Origin of the sequence: Actinophytocola sp. (genome assembly GCF_009379765.1) — a bacterium.
Classification (GTDB): domain Bacteria; phylum Actinomycetota; class Actinomycetes; order Mycobacteriales; family Pseudonocardiaceae; genus Actinophytocola.
The window spans coordinates 19,850-45,576 of sequence record NZ_WHTD01000053.1; the positions used below are offsets into that span (position 1 = coordinate 19,850).

Sequence of the window (25,727 nt, forward strand, 5' to 3'; positions counted from 1 at the left end):
GGTGTCGGCGATGCGGGCGGAGCGGATCGCCGCGAACGTCCGGCCCCTGTACGAGATGTCGCTCGCCGAGGCACGCGCCGCCGACCTGGCCGACATCCGGGCCGGCGGCGGCGACGTCGAGCCGGTGTCCCATGTGGAGAACCGGACCTTCCCCGGTCCGGACGGCGAGCTGCCCGTGCGGATCTACCGCCCGGACCATGATGGTCCACTCGGGACACTCGTGTACCTCTTCGGCGGCGGCTGGACGCTGGGCAGCATCGACACCTCGGACGGGGTGTGCCGGGCGCTGGCCAACGCGGCCGGCTGCCAGGTCGTGACCCCTGGCTACCGGCTGGCGCCCGAGCACAAGTTCCCCGCCGCGGTGCACGACTGCCTCGCGGCCGTCGAGTGGGTCGCCTCCTCGCTCGGCGCGTCCCGCATCGCGGTCGGCGGCGACAGCGCGGGCGGCAACCTCGCCGCCGCGACGACGCTGCTGGCGCGCGGGCGGGGTATGCCATTGGCGGCGCAGCTGCTGGTCTACCCGAACACCCGCTACCACGCTGACACCGGGTCGTTGCGGGACAACGTCGACCGGTGGATGTTCAACCGGAGCTCGGTGGACTGGTACTGGCGCAACTATCTGTCCACTCCGGACGACGGGGTCGACCCGCTGGTGTCCCCACTGCTCGCCGAGGACCTCGGCGGGCTGCCGCCGGCGCTGGTGATCACCGCCGAGTACGACCCGCTGCGCGACGAGGGCGAGCAGTACGCCGAGCGGCTGCGCGCCGCCGGGGTGCCCGTCGAGCTCACCCGCTACGCCGGGATGGCGCACGGGTTCTTCACCATGTCCGGCGTGCTCGACAGCGCGCGGCAGGCCGTCCGGCAGGCCGCGGAGTACCTGCGGAGGAACGTCTCCGATGACCGGTGACGGGCCGCTCACGGTCGCCGACGTGGCGAGGCTGGCCGAGGCTCGGCTGCCGAAGGAGCTGTGGGACTACGTGTCCGGCGGCAGCGGCGCGGAGACCACCCTCGCGGCGAACCGGGCGGCGCTCGACGCGGTGGCGCTGCTGCCGCGGGTGCTCGGCGGGTTCGACACCGTCTCCCCGGCCGTGCGGCTGCTGGGCACGGACGCGGCACTGCCGCTCGCGGTGGCGCCGATGGCCTACCAGCGGCTGCTGCACCCGGACGGGGAGCTCGCCGTCGCGGAGGCGGCCGGGGCGGCCGGCGTCCCGTACGTGGTGAGCACGTTGAGCAGCGTGCCGCTCGAGGAGATCGGCAAGGTCGGCGCGGACACGTGGTTCCAGCTGTACTGGCTGCGCGAACGGTCCCTCGTAGCGGACCTGGTCGAGCGTGCCGAGCAGGCGGGCTGCCAGGCGCTGATGGTCACCGTCGACGTACCGATCATGGGCCGGCGGCTGCGGGACGTCCGCAACTCGTTCGCGCTGCCCGACGACGTGGTCGCGGCCAACTTGGCGGAGGGGTCGACCAGCCGGGCGCACGACCTGGTGGCCGGCGAGTCGGCGATCGCCGCGCACACCGCGGCGGCGTTCGCGCCGAACCTCGGCTGGGCGGACCTGGCGTGGCTGCGCACGCGGACCCACCTCCCGTTGGTGGTCAAGGGGATCCTGGACCCACGGGACGCGGCGCGCGCGGTCGAGTCCGGTGTGGACGCGGTGGTCGTGTCCAACCACGGCGGCCGCCAGCTCGACGGCGCGGCGCCCAGCATCAGCGCGCTGCCCGCGGTCGTCGAGGCGGTGGCCGGGCACTGCTCGGTGTTGCTGGACAGCGGGATCCGCGGCGGCACCGACATCCTGCGGGCGCTCGCGCTCGGGGCCGCGGGCGTGCTCGTCGGCCGGCCGGTGCTCTACGGCCTCGCGGTCGACGGTGCCCGCGGCGTCGGCCAGGTGCTGTCCCTGCTGGCCGAGGAGCTCCGCGACGCCATGACCCTCGCGGGTTGCGCCGACGTCGCCGCGGCGCGGACAGTGTCCACCGTACGAACTGTGAGGACCTGATGAGTGTCGCCGACCTGCCTCCGGCCGACCTGCCTCCCGCCGACCTGGCGCCGGTCGTCGAGCTGCCGCCGGCCGCGACCCCGGTGCGGACCGACCTGCACACCGCGGAGCTGCACCCGTCGCTCGAGGACCCCGCGCTCAACTCGATGAACTTCCTCAACGAGGTGGCGAACCAGTACCCGGACGCGGTGTCGCTGGCGGCCGGCCGGCCGTTCGAGGAGTTCTGGGACGTCACCGAGCTGCCGAGGTACCTCGACACGTTCGGCGGCTACCTCCGCGACGACCTCGGGTACAGCGACGAGCAGGTGCGTCGCACGCTGTTCCAGTACGGCCGCACCAAGGGCATCGTGCACCGTCTCGTCGCCACGAACCTCGAGCTGGACGAAGGCATCTCGGTCGACCCGGAGTCCATCGTGGTCACCGTGGGCTGCCAGGAGGCGATGGTCCTCGCGCTGCGCGCGCTGCGGTCCGGCCCGAAGGACATCCTGCTGGCCGTGTCGCCGACCTACGTCGGCCTCACCGGCGCGGCGCGGCTGGTGGACATGCCGGTGCTCCCGGTGTCCAGCGGCAAGGCGGGCATCGACCTGGACGACCTGCTCGCCAAGGTCCAGGGCGCGCGGGAGGCCGGGCTGCGCCCGCGGGCGTGCTACGTGATGCCGGACTTCGCGAACCCGTCCGGGGTGAGCATGAACGTGTCGACCCGGCGAGCGCTGCTGTCCCTCGCGCGCGAGGAGGACTTCCTGCTGCTGGAGGACAACCCGTACGGCCTGTTCCACGGATCCGAGGAGCGGGTGCCGACGCTGAAGGCGTTGGACGAGCAGCGCCGGGTGGTGTACCTGGGCTCGTTCGCGAAGACGGTGCTGCCCGGTGCGCGGGTGGGCTACGTGGTGGCCGACCAGACGGTGACCGGTGCCGACGGAACGGTTCGGTTGTTCGCCGACGAGCTGTCGAAGATCAAGAGCATGCTGACGGTGAACACCCCGGCCCTGGCCCAGGCGATCGTGGGCGGGAAGCTCCTGGAACACGGCTGCAGCCTGGCGAAGGCCAACGTGCGCGAGCGGGAGGTCTACGCGGCCAACCGCACCCGGGTGGTCGAGGGCCTGGCGGACCGCTTCGGCCCGGACTCCCCGGTCCGCTGGAACGTCCCGGCCGGCGGCTTCTTCGTGGTGGTGACCGTGCCGTTCGTGGTCGACGACGCCCTGCTGGAACGGTCGGCCCGCGACTACGGCGTCCTGTGGACCCCGATGCACCACTTCTACGACACCGCGCTGGATGGCGGGGTGGGCGTCCGGGCGCTGCGCCTGGCCTGCAGCGTGGTGACCCCGGACCAGATAGACAGCGGCCTGGACCGCCTGGTCGCCTTGATCAACGACGTACTGGCCGCCCGGTAGGAGGATGATGCCCCGTATGCGGGCATCGACCAGCGAAGCCAGGTTCGCTTCCATGGCGGCCGGCTACGAGAGCTTCTACCTGCGCGCCTGCCGGCCCGAGGGTGGGCTCGGCGTCTGGGTCCGGTACACCGTGCACCGGCGGAAGGGGCACCCGCCGGTCGGGTCGTTGTGGTTCACCCTCTTCGACGCCGAGGCCGCCGGGCCCGTGGCCACCAAGGTCACCCTGCCCGGGCCGGTGGCCGAGGACTGGGTCCGCATCGGCGACGCGCGGTTCGGTCCGGGGCGGGCGGTCGGCAGCGCCAACGACGTCTCGTGGGATCTCCGGTTCACCGGGGCCGACCCGCTGCACCACCTGCCGCAGGGCTGGATGTACAAGTCGCCGCTGCCCAGGACCAAACCGGTGAGCCCGCACCCCGTCGCCCGGTTCGACGGCACGGTCACCGTCGGCGGGCGGGAGATCGCGCTCACCGGCTGGCCGGGCATGGTCGGGCACAACTGGGGCTCGCAGCACGCGGAGCGGTGGATCTGGTTGCACGGCATGGCTTTCGACGGCGCGGGCGACGACACCTGGCTCGACGTCACGATCGGGCGGCTCCGGCTCGCCGGCCGGACCTCGCCCTGGATCGCGGCCGGGGCGGTGTCGGTGGCGGGGGAGCGGCTCGCGCTCGGCGGGCCGGGTCGCCCCACCAGGGTGACCGAGTCACCCGACCGGCTGGAGTTCGCGCTCGCCGGCCGGGACGTCGTGGTGGCAGGCGTCGCGAGCGCGCCGCGCGAGCGGTTCGTCGGCTGGGTCTACGCCGACCCGGACGGCTCCGAGCACCACACGGTCAACTGCTCCATCGCCGACCTCCTGGTCCGGGTCGCCCGGCCGAACACGGACCCGGTGGAGCTGCGCGCGCCCGGCCGCGCCGCCTACGAGCTCGGCATGCGCGAGCGCGACCACGGCATCCCGATCCAGCCCTTCACCGACGGCTGAGAGCATGTGGCCCGACCGCTACCGGACGAGCGGGGTCACCGGGGCTACTGGGGCTTCGCGCCGGCCACGTGGGTCGACTGCGGCTCGGGGCCGAACGCACGCAGGAACTTGTTCCGGAAGTCGTCCATGCGGGTGACCGGCGCGCCGCTGCTCGGGTTGAGCCCTGCTTCCCAGCCCCACGAGGAGATCCGGTCCAGCACCGCCGGGTCGCGCGCGACGATCGTGATCGGCACGTCCCGGCTGGCGCCGGTACCCGACACGATCGGGGCCGGCTGGTGGTCGCCCAGGAAGACCAGCACCGTGTCGTCGTTGCCGTAGGTCTCCACGTAGGAGATGAGGCTCTCCAGCGAGTACTCGATGGACCGCCCGTACGCGGCGCTCACCTTGGTCGGGTCCGGCCAGATCTCGTCCGAGCGCGGGCCGCGCTCGGCCTGCGGGTCGAAGACCGAGCCGTCGCCGACGTCCTTCCAGTCGATCATCTCCGGCAGCGGCGCCCAGGGTGAGTGGCTCGAGGTGAGGTCGATCTCCGCCATCACCGGGGCGCGGTCGGCCCGCGCGAGCTCGGTGCGCTGGAAGAACGACAGGGTGTACTGGTCGGGCATCTTGGAGTAGGTGAACTGCGGGCCGCGGTAGCCGACGTCGTTGGCGCCGTACTGCTGGTCGTAGCCGAAGTAGTCGCCCTCCGGCCAGTCCTGGTTGATCTGCGGCGAGCTGCCGACCGTCCGCCAGCCCGCGCGCTTGAAGGCGCCGGTGAGGGTGAGCCGGTCGCTCTTGACGAGCAGGTCGTAGCGCTGCTGGTTGTCGATCCACAGGCCGGACTGCACCGTGGAGTGGGCGAACCAGCTGCCGCCGCCGAACGTCGACGAGGTGAGGAACCCGCTCCGGGAGTCGAACCCGGCCGCGCGCAGCCGGTCGGTTCCCGCGTCGAGCACCGCGTCGACCCCAGGCGCGGCGACCGTGCCCTCGACCGCGACGCGCCCGTAGCTCTCGACGAACGCGACGACGACGTCCTTGCCGCGCAGGCCGGTCAGCAGCTCGTCGCCAGGGGTGTACCGGTAGTCGTCGACGGCCGCCTCCTGGGCGAACCGCTGCGGGTCCAGCAGGTCCGAGCGCACCTGGCGCACCTCGTCGAAGACGTGGTTGGCGGCGCTGTTCGAGGCCACCGGCGAGTCGGGGGCGAGCTGCACGCCGAGCACGGCGAAGACGACCCAGACGACCCCGAACGCCGCGACGGTGCGGGTCGCCGTGGTGCGGTGCGCGACCGCGAGGCGGGTCAGGCGCAGGACCGCCAGCGTCATCAGGACCAGCAGGGCGACGATGAGCAGCACCGCCCCGACCACGGCGGCGATCGCCGCGAACCGCCCGATCGAGTCGCCGAGGAAGTCGATGCCCGGTCCGAAGAAGCTCCAGTCGAACACCGGGTTGAACGGTCGGTCGAGCGTTTCGTAGAAGCCCATGTCGACGAACTTCGTGACGGCCAGCAGCCCGAGACCCACGCCGACGACCGCCACCGTCACCCGCCGCGAGCGCAGCGGCAGGGCGAGCATGAGCCCGGCGACGACCAGCGCCTCCACGGGGATGCGCGCGAAGGCCTCCGGGGTGAGCTGGCCGAGCTGGTTGGGTCCGACGAGCGCGAACAGCACGAGCAGGCCGGCGAGGGCCGTGGTCACACCGGACAGGACCCGGCGGCGGGTCGACCGGGTCGCGGCCTCGGTCGCGTGGGTCCCGGTAGCCGACTCGGGCTCGGTGGCGCGGTGCCGGTACAGCCAGCCGATGTCGTAGCCGAACGACCAGACGAGCGCGGCGAGCGCGAGCCCGGTGACGACGACCGCGCCGGTGTGCGGGAGGAGTCCGGAGGCGGCGACGGTGAGCACGATGCCCTGTGCGGCGGCCACGGTCTTGCGGATCATGCTGTGCGGGAGCTCGGCCCGCAGCCAGGGGACGACGTGGCCGACCGCGACGAACGCGTACCGCATGACGCCGATCGCGAGTACCCACGGGCCGAGGACGGTGGCGAGGTAGGCGCTGAGCACCAGGATGAGGAAGGCGTCGACCTCCATGTCGAACCGCGCGCCGAACGCCGAGACGGTGCCGGTGCGCCGGGCGACCCGGCCGTCGACCGCGTCGGTGGCCAGCGCCACCGCGGCGAGGACCACCAGCGCGGTGGTGACCGGCTGGGGGCCGGTGTCCGCGACGAGCGCGGTGACGGCGCCGGTGAGCACGGCCCTGGCCAGGGTGACCCGGTCGGCCGGCCCGAACGACGCCTGGCCGAACCGGCGCAGCCCGGTGGTGAGCGCGGCCCAGCCGACGGCGGTGTAGGCGACGCCGGCCAGCAGCCCCGACGGCCCGAGGCCGACGGTCATGATCAGCCCGACGAGCAGGACTAACAGTGCGGCCGCTCCGGCGGTCGGTGTTCGCACCGGAGATGCTGTCTTGTCGGCCACGCGTCCTCCTGAGGTCTGGTCCCGCACTTCACTACGTCCAGCGGCTCCGGATGGTTCTATCGGGAGGAATATTGGGCCGCTGACCAGCGCGACCCGCCACGACGCTGAACTTCCCGGCGGCGCGGCGCGTAGTTCCGGTCGGGGAACCTACCGAATGGAGGCCGCGTGACCGAGTCCACCCAGTTCGCGCCGGAGTGGCTCGCGTTGCGTGAGACCGCCGACGCCGCGGCCCGCGCCGCTGACCTGCTGGAACCCCTGCGGGCGGTCCTGCCCGCGGGTGGGCTGGTGATCCGCGACCTCGGTTGTGGCACCGGTTCCATGGGCCGCTGGCTGGTGCCGCGGCTGCCCCGGGCCCAGCACTGGATCCTGACCGACCGCGACCCGATGCTGCTCGCGCGCGCGGCCGCGGGCCTGCCGCACCCGGCGACGGCGGTGCCCGACCAGCGGGACATCACCCGGCTGAGCGCCGCGGACCTGGCCGGCACGTCGCTGGTCACCGGGTCCGCGCTGCTGGACCTGCTCACGGCCGAGGAGGTCGCCGGCCTGGCCGCCGCCTGCGTCGAGGCCCGGTGCCCGGCGTTGCTGGCGCTGTCCGTCGTCGGCGTCGTGGAGCTCTCCCCGGTCGACCCGCTCGACGCCGAGCTCGCGGCGGCCTTCAACGCCCATCAACGCCGAACCGTCGACGGCCGCAGGCTCCTGGGCCCGGACGCGGCCGCCGCGGCCGCCGCGGCGTTCGCCGGTCTGGGTGCGGTGGTCCATCGCCGCCCCAGCCCCTGGCGGCTGGGCCCGCACCGGGCGGCGTTGACGGCCCAGTGGCTCCAGGGCTGGGTGGCGGCCGCGGTGGCCCAGGACCCGGCGCTGGCCCGCGACGGGTTCGCCTACCTCCGCCGCCGCCTCGACGCCGCCAACCTGAGAGCCGTCATCCACCACGAGGACCTGCTCGCTCTCCCGGTGTGACTCCGCCATCCGGGTGCCGAGCTGAGCCAGGTCGGGCCGAAGAACCACGCGCTATGGGCTGCGCCGGCTCGTCCACGTCGACGGCCATTGCTTTTGCTGGTAGAACGGTAATACCATTGGGCCTGTCGATCCTGGCTCGAGGAAGAGCACGGATACATCATCCGGGCCGCCTGGTCGTGCTCGATCATCGGAGGATGAGTTGGGAAAGAGCGGACGCGTCTTCGTACGTGGACTGACATCGGAGACCTACGGCCTCGGTGAGTTCCGGCGCCGCCAGCTCGACGTGGAACGGGTGCGGGACGACTCGGTCGTGGTCGACGACGCCAAGGTCGCGCACTCCGGCGACAGCGCGAAGAGCCGCACCTGGTGGCGGATCGGGCCCGGGGACGAGGACTTCCTCACCCAGACGGTGCAGGTCCACTTCGTCGAGCTGCCACCCGAGTCCTCCAACCACGGGCACGGCCACCAGAACGAGGCCGCGTTCTACATCCTGGAGGGCCGCGGCTACGAGATCCACGACGACCTGCGCTACGACTGGGCCAAGGACGACCTCGTCTTCGTGCACACCGACTCCGTGCACCGCCACTTCAACCCCTACGGCGAGAAGGCCGTCGCACTCGTCGTGAAGGCCAAGAGCACCTTCATGTTCATGGGCCTCATCCAGCAGGGCCGCAGCGGCCCGGTCGACCGCGAGGCCGAGTTCGGGCCGCGCGAGGACTGGTCGCGGGTCTGGACCCCCGGCGTGCTCGACCGGAAGAAGGTCATCTCGCCGGCGGACACCGTCTGGGCGGACACGCCGCTGGGCCGGACCCGGGTCATCGCCTCGGCCGAGCGGACCGACGCGCGGATCTTCAGCGTCGACGCCTTCGAGCTCGACATTCCCGCGGGCGGGCGCAGCGGCAAGTACTGGAAGATGGCCGACGAGGTCTACTACGTCCTCGACGGCGGCGGCTACGCGCTCCAGTGGGAGGTCGAGGCCGAGATCGCCGAGAAGTACTACGCGCGGATCGCGCTGGAGCCCCAGCGGTACGAGATCACCAAGGGCGACACGCTCTACGTTCCGCAGAACCACGTCTGCCAGCTCTTCGCCGCGGACGGGACGCCGCTTCGCCTGTTCAACGCGCAGAACCGGGTCTTCAAGCACCTCGGCTACGACGCGGTCCACTTCTTCGAGCCGGCGTCGGGCAGCGAGCCGGCCGCGGAAAGTGCACAGGACAGCGAACAGTCAGGGCAGCTCACCGACAGCAACGCCTGACGGCAGCCGGTGCGGCCGTCGCGTGACCAGGCCGCGTCGGCGGGCGGCGCGGCGCTCTTCTCGTGCTCGCTGGGCATCGCGAGCGTCGCGCTTCCCCTGCTGGCGCTGCGGACCGGCTACTCGGCGGCCGAGGTCGGCATCCTCACCGCGGTCTCGGCCATCGCGCAGATGGCCACCCGCCTCGTGCTCGGCGCGGTCATGCGGCGGATCGGCGACTGGGTGCTCATCGTCGGCGCCGGGCTCACCCTCGGCCTCTCCTCGGGGGTCGTCGCGATCTCCGCGGCGGTCGTGCCGTTCACGATCGCCGAGCTGCTGCAGGGCGTGGCCCGGGCATGCTTCTGGACCGGGAGCCAGACCCACGTGGTGCGCGGCGACCGGCGCGCGGTGGGCGCGCTGGCGGCGATCAACTTCGTGGCCAGCCTCGGGCTGCTCGGCGGGCCGGTGCTGGCCGGCGTGCTCGTGGAGAGCTCCGGACGCTTCGCGCTCGTCGTCGGCGCCGCGATCGCCTGCCTGGCGTTGCCGCCGGCGCTGCTGCTCGACCGGCTGCCGCCGTTCTCGCCGCCGGCCGAGCGGCCGCCCGGCGGGATCTGGCGGCGGCCGGGCGTCGGTGTCGGCTGCTGGGCCGGGGTCAGCGCCGGCGCGTGGCGCGGCCTGCTGTCCAGCTTCGTGCCGGTGGCGCTGGACGCGGCGGGCCAGACGGCCGCGGCCGTGGGCGTGCTCGTGTCGGTGGCCAACGGCGCGGCGCTACTCGGCGCCGCGGTCGTCGGGCGGGTGCGCGGCTCGTGGGTCGGCCGCGCGTTCCTGCTCGGCTCGGTCGCGGCCGGCGGCGGGACCGCGCTGGTGACCCTCGCCGCCGGGTCGGCGTGGTCGGCTGCGGCGCTGCTCGCGCTCTCCGGGCTAGGCGCGGGTGCGCTGCAGACGGTGGGGCCGGCGATCGCCACCGAGGCGGTCCACCCGCAGGAGCGCGGCGAGGCGATCGCCGCGGCGGGCACGTTCCGGGCGGCGGCCCTGTTCGGTGGGCCGATCGTGGTGTCCGGCGCGGTGGTGCTCGTGCCGCTCGCCGCGGCGATGGTTGCGGCCGGGGTGCTCATCGCAGCGACGGCCGCGGCGGTGCGGGGTCTTGTGCCGGCGGAGCGAACCTGAGACATTGATGACTAAAGGTAAGTCCATTAGAGTATCCAGTGGTTCGGACGACGACGGTGCCAGTCACTACCAGGTGCAGAAGAGCCGCCGGGTCAAGTGGGTGTGGACGGTGACCGTCCCACCAGGACGCTCGAACGAGTCAACCAGATCGTGCCCGCGGATGCTCTGAGATCCCGTCGATCCCGCGACCGACCCCGAGACTTGAGAGCTGGCTGCGTGTTTGGCGGAGCGGTCTGCCTATAGCTGCTGCCGCCAGCATCCTCGCAACGTGTCACGGAGTGGTCACCAGTGCATATCCGCGCCTGCGTCGCCGTCCACACCTGATCGATCAACTACGTTCCTGGTCCTGACTGGAAACCGCCTTCCCGAAGGAGTTAACGCCACGGTCCATCGAAGTAACAGAAGGGTAACAAAATGCATAATGGTTAGTCCATATGGCCTTCGAACGTGTTTACTGGATCAGCAGGTTGGCCCGTTGATGTGCCGGCCGAGCTCGCGAAGGACTTACTATGCGCACGTACTTGTGGGCCGCGCAACAGGGTCGGCTTGTCTACAAAGGTGCACGCTGTCGATCGCCGCAACGGCGAGCGAAGGCGCTGCCCCCGGGGTCACCCCAACGCCGATTCGTAGGCGCGGGCGCCGCGGAGGAGTGTGGACGGTCGGGACTCCCGGCCACGTCGGAGTCGCCGGTCGGCGAAGCAAACCTCGAGAAATAAGCGAAGAGGAGTCACGCGTGCGGTCAAGGTGAGGGTGCGACAGGGGGATTTTGCTGGCGACCTGCCAGTCCTGGCCGAAGGGAACCGCTAATGGTGGGTAACAAACGGATCTCTGTCGTCGGCGTCGGCTCCATACACGACGCTCCACGCGGAACAAGTCAACGCATGATGGCGGCAGAGGCGGCACGCCGGGCGATCGCCGACGCCGGTCTGTCCATCAGCGACATCGACGGCGCCCTGGACCTGCGCCGGTCCGGTGGCGGTGGTGACCGCGCGACGTACACCGATGTGTTCACCCGGGTCCTCGGGATCCCGGCGAACTTCTACTTCACGGTGGGCCGAGGCGGCACCCTCGCGGGGCTTGCGGTCGCGGTCGCGACGTCATTCCTCGACCACGGGCAGGCGAAATACATCCTGTGCGTGGGAGCGGTCGACGACCTGACCAAGGCCGAGCAGGCGAAGGCCCAGGGCCACCGCGGCATGAACCACGTCGAGAAAGAGGGCTACTGGGGTAAGGCGCTCGGCGATCTTCGAGCGGTCAGCCATCACAGCTGGATGGCCGCGCGCCACATGGCTGAGTTCGGCACGACCAGCCGTCAGCTCGGCGCCATCTCGGTAGCGGAGCGGGCCTGGGCGAACATGAACCCGGAAGCCAGGATGTATGGCCGCCCGATGACCATCGAGGACCACCAGAACTCGCCGTGGGTGGTCGAGCCATATCACCTGTTCGACATCAGTCTCATCTCCGACGGCGCGGTGGCGTTCATCCTGACCACCGAGGACCGAGCGAAAGACCGCCCGCATCGCCCGGTGCACGTACTTGGTCAAGGCTTCGCCGAACTGGCCGCCAAGATGTGGTGGAAAAAGACCAACTACATCCAGATGGCGGTGAAACCCGCTCGCGACATGGCATTCGAACAGGCCGGCATCCAGCTGAAGGACATCGACTGCGCCCAGCTCTACGACTGCTTCACCGGCGAGGTTCTCATCCAGCTCGAGGACTATGGCTGGTGCGAGAAGGGCGACGGCGGCCCGTTCGTCGAGGCTGGCAACACCGCGCCCGGAGGCACCATCCCGGTGAACACCGGCGGTGGCCTCCTGTCCAACAAGCATCTCGGAGACCTCGTCGGATTCACGGAGGCGGTGACACAGCTGCGTGGCACGGCGGGGGAGCGGCAGGTCCCCGACTGCGAGATCGCCATCACCACGGGCCACGGCGGAGAGCTCGTGTCGCCGGGCATGTGTTCCATCCATACGACAACGGTGCTTGGGACGGTGTGAGGATGACCATCGAGACAGCGCGGAAGACGAATGTCACCGCCGAGTGGAACCCGCAGAAGCCCAGGCCCAATATCGACGTCGACAATGTGGACTTCTGGGACGGCCTGCGTCGAGAAGAACTACTGCTGTGGACGTGTCGAACCTGTGGCGCGGCCTACTGGCCCAAGTGTTACTGCATCGAGCACGAGAACGAGCCGTTCGCGGCGAACATGTCCTGGGAGCCGTCTAGCGGTTTGGGTCGGATCTTCGCGATGAACCGCCATCACACCGCGTTCAACCCCGGGTTCGCCGATGAGATCCCGTACACCTACGCGCTGGTCGAGCTCGACGAAGGCCCGATGATCAGTTCCACGATCGTCGGGGATCCACCGAACGACCTGCTGGCAGTCGGCCTACGGGTCCGGGTCGTCTACAAGCACTATCCGGCGGAAGGGTTCACCCTCCCCCATTTCGAAGTAATCGGCGAATAAGACCTGCGGGGAGACTGGAGTAAGGCCATGCACGGCGGCAACACAGTGGTCCGCGCCAAATGGCGTAGGACGAGTCAGGTCCTCGGGTCGCTCGTTCTGGTCAGCCTGTGGTTGACCACGGCGTGCGGTGCTGCGGATGGCCCAGCGTCCCCTGTCGGTGACGAAGGCGGTCCCTTCACGTACTCCGCCAATGATCGGCAGGACAAGCTCGTCGAAGGAGCGAAGAAGGAAGGCGCTCTCACCTGGTACGCGTCGCCCTGGCCGGCGGACTTCCAGGAAGCGCTACTGTCGGCGTTCAACAAGAAGTACCCGTTCATCAAGGTCAAGGTCTTCAACGGGGACCAGGCCGCGATCTCGACGCGCGTCGTGCAGGAGACCGCCGCCGGCCGGCCGAGCGCCGACGTCGTGGAGATGACCCAGGACGGCGCCCAGATTCTCCGGGACCAGGGTCTGCTCGCGCCGTTCTACTCGCCGCTCGCCACGAAGATGTCGGACACCTTCAAGGACCCGGCCGAGGACAAGAACCAGGTGTGGATGGCGTCCGACCGGGTCTCGCTCATCTCGTTCGCCTACAACACCGACATCCTCGACGCCGACAAGGTGCCGACCACCCTGGACGACCTGCTGGCGCCGGAGCTGTCCGGCAAGCTCGCCATCACGTCGAGCACGACCGGGGTGCGGTGGATCGGCGCGGTCTTCGACAAGCTGGGCGAGGACAAGGCCAAGGAGTTCTTCAACAACCTCCGTGGCCAGCACGTGCGGGTCGAGGGAATCTCCGGGGCGGCGCTGATGGGCCTCATGGCCCGCGGTGAGGTCGTCGCGTCCCCGGCCGTGTTCAAGGCACACGCCCAGCAGGAGACGGCCAAGGGCGCGCACGTCAAGTGGGCCCCGCTGGACGACCTGCCGGTGGTGGTGAACTCCGGCGAGGCGTTCGTGAGCAAGGAGGCCGCGAACCCGAACTCCGCGATGCTCTTCGTCGACTTCCTGCTGGGTCCCGACGGCGCGAAGGTGTTCAAGCAGTACAACTACGACCTGCCGGCCGACGTCGACGCGCTCAACCTGAACCTCTGGGTGCCGGACACGTCGTTCGACACGTCGGACGACTACAACACCGCGTACAAGAGCTGGCAGGTCGTCCTCGACAGCCTGCGCGGGTGACCGTCGAATGCTGACGGCCAGCCCACCAACCGCGCCCTCGTCGCCGAGCCCGGACGTCCGGGAGCCGAGACCCCGCTCCTGGCGGCCCCGGCTCGGCGGCGGTGGCGGTGCCATCGCACCCGGTCTGCTGCTCATCTCGGTCGTGCTGATCGGGCCGCCGTTGTTCTTCCTGATCTGGACCAGTCTCACGCCTGGCCCGGGCATCAGATTGATCCGGCCGTTTTCGTTCGACGCGTACCTGAAGCTGTTCGGCAGTGACGCGACCTTCTTCCAGTCGCTGTGGCAGACCGCGGTGTTCGCGCTGGGCAGCTCCGCCGGCGCGCTGGTCCTCGGCTCGGTGCTGGCCTGGCTCGTCGCGCGCACCGACGTCAAGGGCAAGTGGCTGGTCTACCTCGCCGTCTTCCTGTCCTTCGCCATCCCGGGAATGATCGAGGTCATCGGCTGGATCCTGCTGCTGGGTCGCGGCGCGGGGCAGGTCAACGTCCTGCTGCACGATCTGTTCGGGGTCGGCGTCACGTTCCCGATCCAGTCGATCGAGGGCATGATCTTCGTCCAGTCGCTGTCCCTCGCGCCCGTGGTCTTCCTGCTCCTCGTGGGTCCGCTGCGGATGATGGACAAGTCGCTGGAGGAGTCGGCGGTCATGTGCGGCGCGTCGCGGCTGCGCTGCTTCCGCCGGATCACCCTCCCGCTCCTGCTGCCGAGCCTCCTGTCGGTGCTGATCCTGGTGATCATCCGGGCGGTCCAGGCCTTCGAGGTGCCGCTGTTCCTCGGCCAGCCGGCCGGGGTCCGGACCCTCACCACCGAGGTCTACAACGGACTCCACGAGTCGTTCATCCCCGACTACTCGCGATCCGCGGCCTTCGGCGTGATCCTCATGGTCGCCCTCCTCTTCGCGATCTGGTACTACCAGCGGGCCACGCGGGACGCGCTGAAGTTCGTGACGGTGACCTCGCGGGGCTTCCGGCCGCAGTCGATCGCGCTGGGCCGCCTCGGGTGGCTCGGCACGGTGCTGATCGCGCTCGTCACGCTGTTCTACGTCGCGCCCGTCCTCGCGGTGCTGCTGGAGTCGTTCCGCTCCGGCGTGCGCCAGCCCGGCCAGTCCCTGCTGTCCGGGCTGTCCCTGGAGAACTACCGGGCGATGTGGCGGCAGCCGGACCTGCTGGGCGCCGTGACCAACAGCGCCGTCATCGGCCTGCTCAGCGCGACGCTGGTCGTCGTCCTCTGCCTGGCCGCCGCGTGGGCGATCGGCCGGACGAAGTCGCGCGGGCGGGCGGCGCTCAGCCACGTGCTGTCGCTGCCGCTGGCGATTCCCGGCACGGTGCTGGGGCTGGCCGTCCTGGTCACGTTCGTGTATCTGCCGATTCCGGTGTACGGGACGGTCGCGATCTTCGTCATCGCGTACGTCGTGCACTTCGCGCCGTACGGGCTGCGCTACGTGCAGCCGGCCCTCGCGCAGATCCATCCGCACCTAGAGGAGTCCGCCCAGGTGTCCGGTGCGCGCATGGGTGCCGTCTTCTGGCGGATCCTGACCCCGCTGCTCATCCCCGCCCTGCTCGGGTCGTGGCTGTACGTCTTCTTCCACAGCTTCAGGGATCTCTCGGTCGCCGCGATGCTCTACACGGCCGACACGAACGTGGTGTCCACGCTGGTGATGAGCATGTGGCAGGAAGGAAGTCTCAACGTACTCAGCTCGTTCGGCGTGCTGATCTCGATGCTGAGCATCGCGGTCGCCGCCGGCGCGTACACGTACGGGCGCCGGCTGGGCGTCACGGTCGAGTAGCACCACCACGGAGGTTCGACGTAGTGACATACCGGGACCTGAGCGGCCTCTTCGCCCCTCGTGAGATCGCGATCATCGGCGCCTCGGACCGTGCCCCCTACACCCGCAGCGTGTTCGCCAACCTGCGGGACTTCGGGTTTCCCCTGGAGCGCGTCCACCTGGTGAACCGCAAGCAGACCACGGTGTTCGGCCGCGCGGCGGTGCCCTCGCTCGCCGACATCGGCTCCCCGGTGGACGTCGCGTACGTCGGCAGCGGCGCGGGCAGCGTGCTCGACGTCGTCGACCAGTGCGGCAAGCTCGGGGTCAAGGGCTGCGTCGTGCTTACCGACGGGTTCAGTGAGAGCGGCGCGGAGGGCGGCGCGCTGCAGCGCCGGGTCATCGATCTCGCCCGCAGCAACGGAACCCTCCTCTGCGGTCCGAACACGCTGGGCTTCGCCTCGATCGGCCGCGGCGTGCCGCTCTGGGGCCGCCCGCTGCCCGAGGTCGTCGCGGGGAACGTGAGCGGCGTGTTCCAGAGCGGGGGCGTCGGGGGCGGCTTCCTCGAGCTCGCCAGCGGCCGCGGTTTGGGCATGAACACGATCGTCGCCACCGGCAACCAGGCCGACCTCGACTCGGTGGAGTACATCAACCACCTCGTCGACGACCCGGGGACGGACGTGATCGCCGCGCACGTGGAGAGCCTGGAGCGGGTGGTGGAGATGGCCGCGGTGGTCCGGCGGGCGTCGCTGGCCAGCAAGCCCGTCGTCCTCCTGCTCGTGGGGACCTCCGAGGTCGGCCGGCGCAACGCCGCCGCGCACACCGGCGTGCTGTCGGCTCCGGGGCCCGTCATGCGAATGCTCCTGGAGGACGCCGGCGCGATCGTCGTCGACGACATCGACGAGCTGTGCGAGACCGTGGCGCTGCTCGGACACGTCGCCTCGAGCCGGGCGGTCGACTGCCTGCGCGGCGCCGACTCCGGCGTCGGGCTGGTCACGGTGTCCGGCGGCGAGTGCACGCTGCTCGCGGACGCGGCGGGCCGGTCGGGGACGCCGCTGACGGCGATCACCGTGGACGAGCGGACCGCGGTCCGGGAGGCGCTCGGCCGGCCGAGCGTGGTGGGAAACCCCATGGACGTGGGGAACTCGCCGCGGAAGAACCCGGAGGGCTTTGAGCGCGGGGTACGGATGATGGCGAAGTTGCCCAACACGGCGCTGCTGGCCAGCCGCCTGCCGATGAGCGACCCGCCGGAGCCCTGGCTCATGGACGCCTACCGGGCGGTGGCGCGGATCGCGCGGGAGGAGGGCAAGCCGGCAGTCTTCCTCAGCCGGACCATCACCGCCGTCCCGCCCCAGCTGGACGAGTTCTTCCGAACCGAGCCCGGCGTCGTGCTGCTGCGGTCCTACCACTTCGGCATGCGGGCGATGGCCGGGCTTCGGAGGTTCGGCCGGTGGCTGGACGAGCAGCACGGCGAGAGCCCGTGGCCGGCCGCCGTGGCCGCGGCCGCCCACCCGCCGGCGACCCCGCCGCCCACGGTCGTTCCCTATCAGACGGTTCGGCGGCTGCTGTCGGACTACGGGGTCGCGGTGCCGGCGGAGGAGTACGCGCGCACCGGTCCGGAGGCCGCCGCGGCCGCCGAGCGGCTGGGCTTCCCGGTCGTCGTGAAGATCGACTCGGTCGACCTGCCACACAAGACGGAGGTCGGCGGCGTCGCCGTCGGTCTCGAGTGCGCGGCCGACGTGCTGGCGGCCTGCGAGCGCCAGCAGGCGGACGTGGCGCGCCTCGCGCCGCACGCGCGGCTGGCCGGCTGGGTGGTGCAGAAGATGGTCGGCGGGGTCGCCGAGGTGCTGGTCGGCGCGACCACGGTGGCCAAGGTCGGCAAGGTGCTGACGATCGGCAGCGGCGGGGTGCTGACCGAGCTCGCGGAGGACGTGCGGTTCCTGCTGGCGCCCGCGTCGCCGGCGGAGGTGCGCCGCGCACTGTCCAAACTGGGCGCCGCCGCGCTGCTGCGCGGGTACCGCGGCGCCGAACCGGCCGATGTGGACAGTCTGGTGGCGCTGGTTGTCGCTTTCGGTCGGCTGGTCCACGAACACAGTGACGAGCTGGATGTCGCCGAGCTGAATCCGGTGATCGTCGGCGAGGCGGGAAGTGGCGCGGTCGCTGTCGACGCGCTGCTGATCCGTGCGGGTTCCGGAAGAGAGGGTAGGGATGAATAGACACCTGTCGAACAAGTACGCCATCGCCGGGTTGGGAGTGACACCGGTGGGCAAGACCGGCATGTCGAGCGACATGCTTGCCGCGGAGGCGGTTCGCCTTGCCGCCGATGACGCCGGCCTCTCGGTCGACGACCTGGACGGCTTCATCACCCACAACGCCGGGATGCACGGCTACGGCCGCGCCACCGGCGACGTTCCGCGACGGGCGGGCATGCGCAACGCGAAGATGATCTGGTCGATGTATGCCGGTGGCGGCACCGCGATGGCGCAGGTCATGACCGCGATCGGCGCGCTCGAGACCGGGATGTGCAGCGCGGTGGTATGTGTTCTGGCCAGCGACGAGGGCACCCGGCACGACCTACGCGCGTCGATCATCCGGCCCGCGAGCACCGCGGGTGCGTACGGGATGTTCACTCCCGGTGCGATACACGCGATGATGTTCCGGCGTCACATGCACGACTACGGAACCACGCCCGAGCAACTCGGCATGATCGCGGTGACCCAGCGGGCGTACGCGAACAAGCGTCCGGACGCGATCATGCACGGTCGCACGATGACGATCGACGACTACCTGGACTCGCCCCCCGTGGTGGAGCCGCTGCGGCGGTTCGACTACTGCCTGGTCTCCGACCACGGCGTTGCCTTCATCGTGACCTCCGCCGAACGCGCTCGCGACCTGAAGACGCAGCCCGTCCACATCTCCGGGGTCGGCATGAGCCACCAACTGAAGCTCAGCCCCAAGGAGCAGTACTCCATGTTGGACATCACCGAGGCGAAGGAGCAGGCGTTTTCGATGGCCGGCATCACGATGCGGGACATTGACGTGGCGCAACTCTACGACTGCTGGACTGTGACCGTCCTGTACGAGCTGGAGGGATATGGGTTTTGCGCGCGGGGTGAGGGCGGCGCCTACGCCGCCGACGGGATGCTCGGCCCGGACGGCCCGATCCCGGTGAACACGCAGGGTGGCGGTCTGTCCTGGACGCACGCCCGAGGCCACACCCAGATATCGGAGGCGGTTCGCCAACTTCGCGGCGAGGCCGGCGGAACGCAGGTGAAGGACGCGGAGGTCGCGCTGTGTGCCGGTCATGGCGGCGATACGAGCTACTACGACCAAACCCCGTGCTACCAGCACCTCACAGTTGTTCTTCAGAAGTAAGGAGTAGTGACCGTGAGCGCACCTACGGCCGAGCAGACCGGCTGGAACAAGCCCTTTCCCGGGCTGGACGCCGACACCAAGCGATTCTGGGACGCCTGCAAGCGGCATGAGCTCAGCGTGCAGCGCTGCCGTGACTGTGGCGCCTATGAGTGGCCCCCGGCGCACTGCGGCAGCTGCGGCTCGGCGAACATGGAGTGGGCAGAGGTCAGCGGCGAGGGAACCGTGTTCAGCTTTGTGGTGTTCCACAAGCTGTACCATCCCGGCTTCGCGGACGAGATCCCTTACAACGTCGCGATCATCGAGCTCGCCGAGGGGCCGTTGCTGCAGAGCAACATCGTCGACTGCCCGAACGACGAGATCCACGTCGGGATGCCGGTGTCGGTCGTGTACGAGGACATCTCGGATGAGTTCACGCTTCACCGCTTCCGTCGGAGTGATACCACGTGACCGAGCAGCGTGCGGATGCGACGCGGCTGCTGGTCGGTTCGCTGGGTCTGGGTGCCATGGGCGGGCCGATCGCAGGCCACCTCTTGGACGCTGGCTTTCCCGTCGTGGTTCACGATCTGGACCGGGCCGCGGTCGAGGAGGCCACCGCGCGTGGGGCGACCGGCGCGGGCAGTGCGGTCGAGCTCGGCGCGCGCAGCGACGTCGTGGTCGTCATCGTGCCGAGTGACGACGACGTTCTCGTGGCCTGCACCGGCGATGACGGCGTGCTCAGCGGAATGCGCTCGGGTGGTGTCCTGCTGATCAGTGCGTCGGTGCGGCCGGAGACCTGCGAAAAGGTCGCGGCGGCCGCCCCGGACGATGTCACGGTCCTGGACGCGGCGCTCACCGGCGGTGTGCGCGGTGCGCAGGAGGGCAGCATCAACCTGCTGGTGGGCGGCGACGCGGCGGCATTGGATCGAGTCCGCCCGGCGCTCGCGCCGTGGACGTCGAGCGTGCATCACCTGGGCACGCTCGGCGCCGGCCAGGTCGGGAAGACGGTCAACAACCTGGTGCACTGGGCGCAGATCAGCGTACTCGCCGAGGCGCTGGAACTGGGACGGCGTTGGGGCGTGTCGGTTCCAGCAATGCGGCGAGCCCTGATGGACGGCCCGACGGACAGCCGGACGCTGCGCGAGCTCGAGCGGATGCGGCTCACCTGGCATGCCAAGGACCTGGCGAACGCCATGTCGATGGCCGAGGCCGTCGACTGGGCCCTGCCGATCGGGCGGACCTCCCAGGAGGTAATGACCTCGATAACGGTGTCGCGACTGGTCAGGCTCCTGCACGACGGGCCGCTGCGCGACGCGGACGGCGGCCAGTCGACGTAACCGCGGAGTCACGCGTGGTCGTCGCTGACCATCCCGCTGTAGGAGCGGACCACGTTGTCGTTGACGGAGAACCCGGCGGCCACCGCGATCGTCGCCACCGCGCCCACGCTCAGCGCCACCACCGGACCCACCAGACCCGCGAACGCGCCGACCACCACGTCGCCGAGGGCGGGGCCGCCTCGGGAGGACATCTGGTAGAACGCGGTCACCCGGCCACGGATCTCGTCCGGTGTGTCGATCTGGACCGCGGCGTGCCGAATGGTCGTCGCCATCGCGTCGAAGCCGCCCAGCAGCAACGCGGCCACGATCGCCATCGCGAACACGGGCGAGAACGCCAGCAGGATGGCCGCGACACCGTAGAGCGCGGTCGCGGCCAGCAGCACCTTGCCCTGCCGGGTGCTCCGCTCCACCGTGCGGAACACCGAGTAGGTCGCGAGCAGCGCGCCGGCCGACGGTGCGGCGGACAGGATCCCGTACCCGGTCGACCCTACCTGCAACACGTCGACGGCGAGCGCGGGCAGCAGCACCCGGTACGCGCTGAACACCGTCGCCGCGAGGTCGAGGCTCATCAGCGTGTAGATCAGCGGCCGGTGCCCGATGTACCGCGCACCCTCCATGATGGACTGGACGACGGTACGTCTCTCCTCCGGCCGCGGCAGCGGAGGCGTTCGCAGCAGCGCGAGGATCACCACGAGCAGCGCGTAGGTCGCGGTGTCCACGGCGTACATCAACCCCGGCCCGTCGACGGTGATCAGCAGGCCGGACATCAGCGGCCCGAGCAGGATCGCGAGCTCCCGGGAGGGGTTGAGCAACGCGATAGCCTGCGCGATCTGGTTGCGCGGCACCAGCGCGGGGATCAACGCCTGGCGGGCCGGCTGGTCGAAGGTGGCCGCCGCGGTGGTGAGCACGACGGACAGGACGACATGCCAGGCGAGCGCGTTGCCGGTGAGCGTCAGCCAGGCGAGCAGCCCCGCCACCAGCAGCGCCACCGTCTGGGCGCCCTGCAGCAGCCGCCGCCGGTCGACCCGGTCGGCGAGCGCGCCGCCGAGCGGGCTGAGCACCACCAGGGCCACCGCCTGCGCCGCGCCGACCAGCCCGGTGTAGGCGATCGAGCCGGTGAGGTCGTAGACCTGGAAGAAGTTGGCGGCGACCGTGCCGCGGGTGCCGATCTGCGAGGCCACCACGCCGGCCCAATACAGGTTGAAGTCGCGGTTCCGCATAACCTCCGGTAGCGCTACGCGGCCGAACATAGCGTGTAGCTCACCCCCGTATCGTTGTCAGCTCGTGGCTGCCTTCGAACTATGTTCGTCAGTCCACCGGCACGAGGGTCAGCTTGGCCGGGTCCATCCGGACGAATACGTCGGTGCCCGGTTGGATGGAGACCGACGGGTTCCCGCGGGCCCGGATCTCGTGCTCTCCCACCCGGATCACGTGCTCGACGGCCTCGCCGAGGAAGGCGCGATTCACCACCGTGCCCTTCCACTCGTTCGGTACCTCGCTGGCCCGGCTGTCGACGTCGATCTCCACGGCCTCCGGCCGTATCGAGACGACGACGTCCCGGTTCGGCGCGATGTCCACAGCGGAGTCGAGCGCGAGCGGCCCGTCGACGGTGAGCACCGTGTATCGGTCACCTGCCTTCGCCTCGACGGTTGCGGTGAGCATGTTCGTCGTGCCGATGAACTCCGCGACGAACCTGCTGTTGGGGTTCTCGTAGATCTCCCGTGGCCGGCCGAGCTGAATGATGTTGCCGTGCTTCATTACCGCGACCGTCGTACTCAGCACCAATGCCTCGGTCTGGTCGTGGGTGACGTAGACCGAAGTGATGCCGAGGTCGCGCTGCAGGCGCTTCAGCTCGTAGCGCAACGACTCCCGCAACTTGGCGTCCAAGTTGGACAGCGGCTCGTCGAGGAGCAGCAGCGACGGCTCGACTACCAACGCGCGAGCCAGCGCAAGCCGCTGCTGCTGGCCGCCGGAGAGCTTGGTCGCCGGCCGGGAGGCGAAATCGTCGAGCTCCATCGTGTTCAGCACCCGGTGCACCTGATCGGCGATCTTGGTTTTGCTTGGCCGCGCGCCGCGCCTCTTGACCTGCAAGGGAAACGCGACGTTCGCGAACACCGACATGTGCGGCCAGATCGCGTAGGACTGGAACACCATGCCGAGCCCGCGCTCATTGGCCGGGACGCTGCGCGGCTTGCGCCCGTCCCGACCCTCGAACAACACCCGGCCGTCGACCTCGATCACCCCCGCGTCGGGGTGCTCGAGCCCCGCGATGGAGCGCAGAGTGGTCGTCTTGCCGCAGCCCGACGGCCCGAGCAGGGTGAACATCTCACCCTCACGTACGTCGAAGCTGATGCCGTTGACCGCGAACACTCGGTCCGTCCCGTTCCCGGTCTTGGCTCGGCGCCGGCGCACCTCTCCCTCGAACGACTTGGCCAGGTTCTCCACGCGAAGCACAGTGACCTCCTGATCTGGACCCGCGTCCGGTCTGGCTGATCAGCTGGCGTTCGGGTCGCGGACCGGCTCGACGACCGTGCCGTCGCCCTGACCGGCGACCTGGCCGTGTCCACCGTGGACGGTTCCCTGGGTGACCGCGGCACGCATCAGCTCGGCCCCCTCCTCCATCGACAGCTGGACCGGGTGGCGTTCGATGTTGTGCAGCTTCATCGTGCGCAGCAGTCCGGTGTCCTGGATGGCGAGATACCGCGAGGTGTCGTTCTCGTCCAGGTTGAAGTGCTCGTGCCAGGCCCAGCGCGGGGGTGCGAACAAGGTGCCCTCGGACCACTCGACGACCTCGACCGGCTCGTCGTCGTAGTTGATGAGCGAGTAGCCGTTGCCCTTCACCACGTAGAGATAGGCCTCGGTCGTGTGCCGGTGGCGCACGGAGGCCGAGCCGGGCTTGAGCTCCGCGAGGTGGGCGTTGAGCACCTCGTAGTCGGCGAGGTCGAACCAGTGGCCGCGGTTGTTGCGCCACTTCCGTTCCGGCAGGTCCATCTTGCGCAGGTCGTGCGGGACGACGAGACCCTTGATGGGCGGGTGCTGCCGGTTGAACTCGTCCCGGGCGGCAATCTCCGACGTGTCGCGATTCTTCTTCTCGCTGGCAAGTACGCCTTTTCCGTAGTCGTCGCGCACTCTTCACTCCTTCGGGTCGAGTACAGATGAGTACACTCCAGCGGTGGACTAAAGGTCTAACCCTTTTCGGGACAGTTACGGAAAAGTTATCCTAGGCGCCCGTCGCTCCGCGCGGGGTCGTGCGGCGGTCCGCCGGCGAGTGGCGCACCCCGGGGAACTCCATGGCGCCGAGTCTCATCATCGCCACCGTCGCTGCCATAGCCTCCTGTGGCGGAGTTCGCGCGGTCCATTCACAGCTGAGATAAACATTATACCATTGGGCCAATAATGAGGAGGGTCTCGTTGCGGCGACCGGTGGCGGTCATGGCGGCGCGCGCGCGTGGTGGCGCGGGGCGGATCTTCCGCTCCCTGGCGGTGCCCAACTACCGGTTGTACTTCATGGGCCAGGCGGTCAGCGTCGTGGGCACCTGGATGCAGCGGGTCGCCCAGGACTGGCTGGTGCTCGACCTGTCCGACTCGGCGGTGGCGCTCGGCATCGCGACCGCGCTGCAGTTCCTGCCGACGCTGCTGTTCGGGCTGTGGGGCGGCGTGCTGGTGGACCGGCTCGACCGGCGCCGCACGATCATGGCCACCCAGGCGGTGAGCGGGGTGCTGGCCGCGGTGCTCGCCGTTGCGGTGCTCACCGGCGTGGCGCAGCTGTGGATGGTCTACCTGCTCGCGCTGTGCCTCGGCTTCGTCACCGTGGTCGACGTGCCGGCGCGGCAGGCGTTCGTCACCGAGGTCGTCGGGCCCGCGGACTACGTCAACGCCCAGTCACTGAACTCGACGGTCAACAACGCGGGCCGGCTCGTCGGGCCCGCGGTCGCCGGCATCCTCATCGCGGCGGTCGACATCGGCATGGCGTTCGCGGTCAACGCGGTGTCCTTCGCGGCCGTCCTGCTCGGACTGGCCAGGATGAACACCGCCGCGTTGCGCCGGGTGCCACGCGCGTCACGGGTGTCCGGCGGCGCCAGGGAGGGGCTGCGCTACGTCTGGGGCCACCCGGAGCTGCGGGCGTGCATGCTGCTGGTGGCCGTGGTCGGGCTCGCCGGCCAGAACTTCCGGGTCGTCCTGCCGCTGCTGGCCAGGGACACCCTCGACGGCGGCCCCGAGGTCTACGGGTGGCTCACCTCCGCGCTCGGCATCGGCGCGGTGCTCGGCGGGCTCGTGAGCGCGGGCCGCCGGGCGGTGACGTCGTGGTCGCTGCTGCGCTGGACGTGGATCTTCGGCGGGGTGAACGTGATCGCGGCGTTCGTGCCCGGCCTGGCCCTGGCGCTGGGCATGATGGTGGCGCTGGGGGTCGCGAACGTCTCGTTCAACACGCTGGCCCGCACCATGCTGCAGATCAACACCGAGCCGGCGATGCAGGGCCGGGTGATCGCCCTGCACAGCCTCGTGTTCCTCGGCAGCACCCCGATCGGCGGCCCGCTCACCGGATGGCTGTGCGAGCACTGGGGCGCCGGTGCCGGGCTGCTGCTCGCCGGGGTGTCGGCGGGGCTCGCCGCCCTCGCTCTGACGCCGATGCTGCGCCGCTTGCGCGCGGCGAGCGCCGCCACCGCCCGGGACGCCACCGGGAGCGCGGTCCGGGACCCCGCTCAGGACGTCTGAGCCACCCGGTCCGCGGTGCGCTGCAGGTGCTCGCGCATGATCGCGGCGTCGACGTCGCCGTCGGCGACCGCGTCGACGAACTTGGCGTGCTCGCCCGCGCCTTTGCGGCCCATCAGCGGCGCGCGCGTCTTGGCTTCCTTCAACGACATCAGCATCGGCCCGTGGAAGCTCTCCACCAGCATCTCGATGGCCACGTTGTGCGTGCACGCGGCGACTCTGGTGTGGAACTCGGCGGACAGCGACATCGAGTACGTGTCGTCCTTGAGCGCGGCCTTCTGCCGCTCGCAGATCTCGCGCAGCGCGGTGATGTCCTGCTCGGTGGCGCGCGCGACCACCATCGGGACGATGCCGAGCTCGAAGACCATCCGCGCCTCGGTGACCTCCGAGGCGGTGAGCGGGCTCAACCGCAGCAGGTCGGCGAGCCCCTCGCCGAGCCGCGCGTTGGTCGGGGTGGTGACGAACGCGCCGCCGTGCGCGCCGACCCGGATGTCGACCAGGCCACCCGCCTCGAGCACCCGCAACGCCTCGCGTACGGTGACCCGGCTGACCCCGAACCTGCTGCAGAGCTCGCGCTCGCTCGGCAGCCGGTCGCCGGGCTTGAGCTTGCCCTGGTGGATGAGCATCCGGATCTGGTCGACGATGACCTGAGCCTGGATCCACCGCGCGGATTGTCACCGGGAGTGTGTCGTGACAGCAGAAGTGCCCTTTGACCTGGGAGAATCGGAGTTGCTGATACCCCGATACCCATAGCCGAAAGGGCACTTCGTAGATGCGATTGTTGCATA

General features: G+C 70.2%; 21 protein-coding genes. 16 read left to right on the forward strand and 5 right to left on the reverse strand.

Going from position 1 to position 25,727, the window contains the following annotated elements:
• Positions 1 to 10: 10 nt before the first annotated feature.
• From GEV28_RS17850 to GEV28_RS17865, 4 genes are read left to right on the forward strand one after another with little or no spacing between them, the layout of a single operon-like run.
• A complete protein-coding gene (locus GEV28_RS17850; protein ID WP_291413211.1) occupies positions 11 to 907 on the forward strand; it encodes an alpha/beta hydrolase in 897 nt (298 codons plus the stop codon).
• Positions 897 to 1,991 (forward strand): alpha-hydroxy acid oxidase, encoded by a 1,095-nt coding sequence (locus GEV28_RS17855; RefSeq protein WP_291413212.1) that lies wholly within the window; start codon positions 897 to 899, stop codon positions 1,989 to 1,991. Before GEV28_RS17850 ends, GEV28_RS17855 begins: the two co-directional genes overlap by 11 nt.
• Entirely contained in the window at positions 1,991 to 3,382 is a 1,392-nt protein-coding gene (locus tag GEV28_RS17860) for a PLP-dependent aminotransferase family protein (protein WP_367115120.1), read from the forward strand. Before GEV28_RS17855 ends, GEV28_RS17860 begins: the two co-directional genes overlap by 1 nt.
• Before the next feature lie 52 nt (positions 3,383 to 3,434).
• Positions 3,435 to 4,358, forward strand: a complete 924-nt coding sequence (locus GEV28_RS17865) for a hypothetical protein (RefSeq protein ID WP_291413213.1) — start codon at positions 3,435 to 3,437, stop codon at positions 4,356 to 4,358.
• A gap of 44 nt (positions 4,359 to 4,402) precedes the next feature.
• Here the strand turns inward: GEV28_RS17865 and GEV28_RS17870 are convergent, their stop codons facing one another.
• Positions 4,403 to 6,778 (reverse strand): CDP-alcohol phosphatidyltransferase family protein, encoded by a 2,376-nt coding sequence (locus tag GEV28_RS17870; RefSeq protein WP_291413214.1) that lies wholly within the window; start codon positions 6,776 to 6,778, stop codon positions 4,403 to 4,405.
• Between the two features lie 189 nt (positions 6,779 to 6,967).
• Here GEV28_RS17870 and GEV28_RS17875 point away from each other — a divergent pair, with 189 nt between their 5' ends.
• The 11 genes from GEV28_RS17875 (at position 6,968) to GEV28_RS17925 (ending at position 20,226) form a co-directional block, all read left to right on the forward strand.
• Entirely contained in the window at positions 6,968 to 7,759 is a 792-nt protein-coding gene (locus tag GEV28_RS17875; RefSeq protein ID WP_291413215.1) for a class I SAM-dependent methyltransferase, read from the forward strand.
• 199 nt (positions 7,760 to 7,958) lie between these two features.
• Positions 7,959 to 9,014, forward strand: a complete 1,056-nt coding sequence (locus GEV28_RS17880; RefSeq protein ID WP_291413216.1) for a cupin domain-containing protein — start codon at positions 7,959 to 7,961, stop codon at positions 9,012 to 9,014.
• Positions 9,015 to 9,023: 9 nt separating this feature from the next.
• Complete coding sequence (locus GEV28_RS17885; protein ID WP_291413217.1) at positions 9,024 to 10,157, forward strand: MFS transporter; 1,134 nt, start codon at positions 9,024 to 9,026, stop codon at positions 10,155 to 10,157.
• An 884-nt stretch (positions 10,158 to 11,041) separates the two neighbouring features.
• A complete protein-coding gene (locus GEV28_RS17890) occupies positions 11,042 to 12,154 on the forward strand; it encodes a thiolase family protein (RefSeq protein WP_291413218.1) in 1,113 nt (370 codons plus the stop codon).
• A gap of 2 nt (positions 12,155 to 12,156) precedes the next feature.
• Positions 12,157 to 12,624: an OB-fold domain-containing protein gene (locus GEV28_RS17895; protein WP_291413219.1), complete on the forward strand. Its 468-nt coding sequence runs from the start codon at positions 12,157 to 12,159 to the stop codon at positions 12,622 to 12,624.
• Positions 12,625 to 12,651: 27 nt separating this feature from the next.
• Entirely contained in the window at positions 12,652 to 13,782 is a 1,131-nt protein-coding gene (locus GEV28_RS17900) for an extracellular solute-binding protein (RefSeq protein ID WP_291413220.1), read from the forward strand.
• Positions 13,783 to 13,789: 7 nt separating this feature from the next.
• Positions 13,790 to 15,562, forward strand: a complete 1,773-nt coding sequence (locus tag GEV28_RS17905; protein WP_291413221.1) for an iron ABC transporter permease — start codon at positions 13,790 to 13,792, stop codon at positions 15,560 to 15,562.
• Between the two features lie 23 nt (positions 15,563 to 15,585).
• A complete protein-coding gene (locus GEV28_RS17910; protein ID WP_291413222.1) occupies positions 15,586 to 17,754 on the forward strand; it encodes an acetate--CoA ligase family protein in 2,169 nt (722 codons plus the stop codon).
• A complete protein-coding gene (locus tag GEV28_RS17915) occupies positions 17,720 to 18,913 on the forward strand; it encodes a thiolase family protein (protein WP_291413223.1) in 1,194 nt (397 codons plus the stop codon). Before GEV28_RS17910 ends, GEV28_RS17915 begins: the two co-directional genes overlap by 35 nt.
• Positions 18,914 to 18,925: 12 nt before the next feature.
• Positions 18,926 to 19,360 (forward strand): Zn-ribbon domain-containing OB-fold protein, encoded by a 435-nt coding sequence (locus GEV28_RS17920; RefSeq protein WP_291413224.1) that lies wholly within the window; start codon positions 18,926 to 18,928, stop codon positions 19,358 to 19,360.
• Positions 19,357 to 20,226, forward strand: a complete 870-nt coding sequence (locus GEV28_RS17925; protein ID WP_291413225.1) for an NAD(P)-dependent oxidoreductase — start codon at positions 19,357 to 19,359, stop codon at positions 20,224 to 20,226. The genes GEV28_RS17920 and GEV28_RS17925 overlap by 4 nt, the downstream gene beginning before the upstream one ends.
• A gap of 8 nt (positions 20,227 to 20,234) precedes the next feature.
• On the opposite strand, the gene GEV28_RS17930 is transcribed toward GEV28_RS17925, so the two are convergent.
• The 3 genes from GEV28_RS17930 to GEV28_RS17940 all read right to left on the reverse strand — a co-directional run bounded on the left by GEV28_RS17930 (position 20,235) and on the right by GEV28_RS17940 (position 23,355).
• Positions 20,235 to 21,446: an MFS transporter gene (locus GEV28_RS17930; protein WP_291413226.1), complete on the reverse strand. Its 1,212-nt coding sequence runs from the start codon at positions 21,444 to 21,446 to the stop codon at positions 20,235 to 20,237.
• Between the two features lie 88 nt (positions 21,447 to 21,534).
• Entirely contained in the window at positions 21,535 to 22,680 is a 1,146-nt protein-coding gene (locus tag GEV28_RS17935; RefSeq protein ID WP_291413227.1) for an ABC transporter ATP-binding protein, read from the reverse strand.
• Between the two features lie 39 nt (positions 22,681 to 22,719).
• Positions 22,720 to 23,355, reverse strand: a complete 636-nt coding sequence (locus GEV28_RS17940) for a cupin domain-containing protein (RefSeq protein ID WP_291413228.1) — start codon at positions 23,353 to 23,355, stop codon at positions 22,720 to 22,722.
• Positions 23,356 to 23,637: 282 nt separating this feature from the next.
• Between GEV28_RS17940 and GEV28_RS17945 the strand changes: the two genes are divergently transcribed.
• On the forward strand, positions 23,638 to 24,942 hold the full coding sequence (locus tag GEV28_RS17945; RefSeq protein WP_291413229.1) for an MFS transporter: 1,305 nt from the start codon (positions 23,638 to 23,640) through the stop codon (positions 24,940 to 24,942).
• Here the strand turns inward: GEV28_RS17945 and GEV28_RS17950 are convergent.
• Positions 24,930 to 25,598 carry a FadR/GntR family transcriptional regulator gene (locus GEV28_RS17950; protein ID WP_367115121.1) on the reverse strand — a complete coding sequence of 223 codons (669 nt, stop codon included), beginning with the start codon at positions 25,596 to 25,598 and terminating at the stop codon, positions 24,930 to 24,932. The two genes, GEV28_RS17945 and GEV28_RS17950, sit on opposite strands and share 13 nt — an antisense overlap.
• Positions 25,599 to 25,727: the final 129 nt, after the last annotated feature.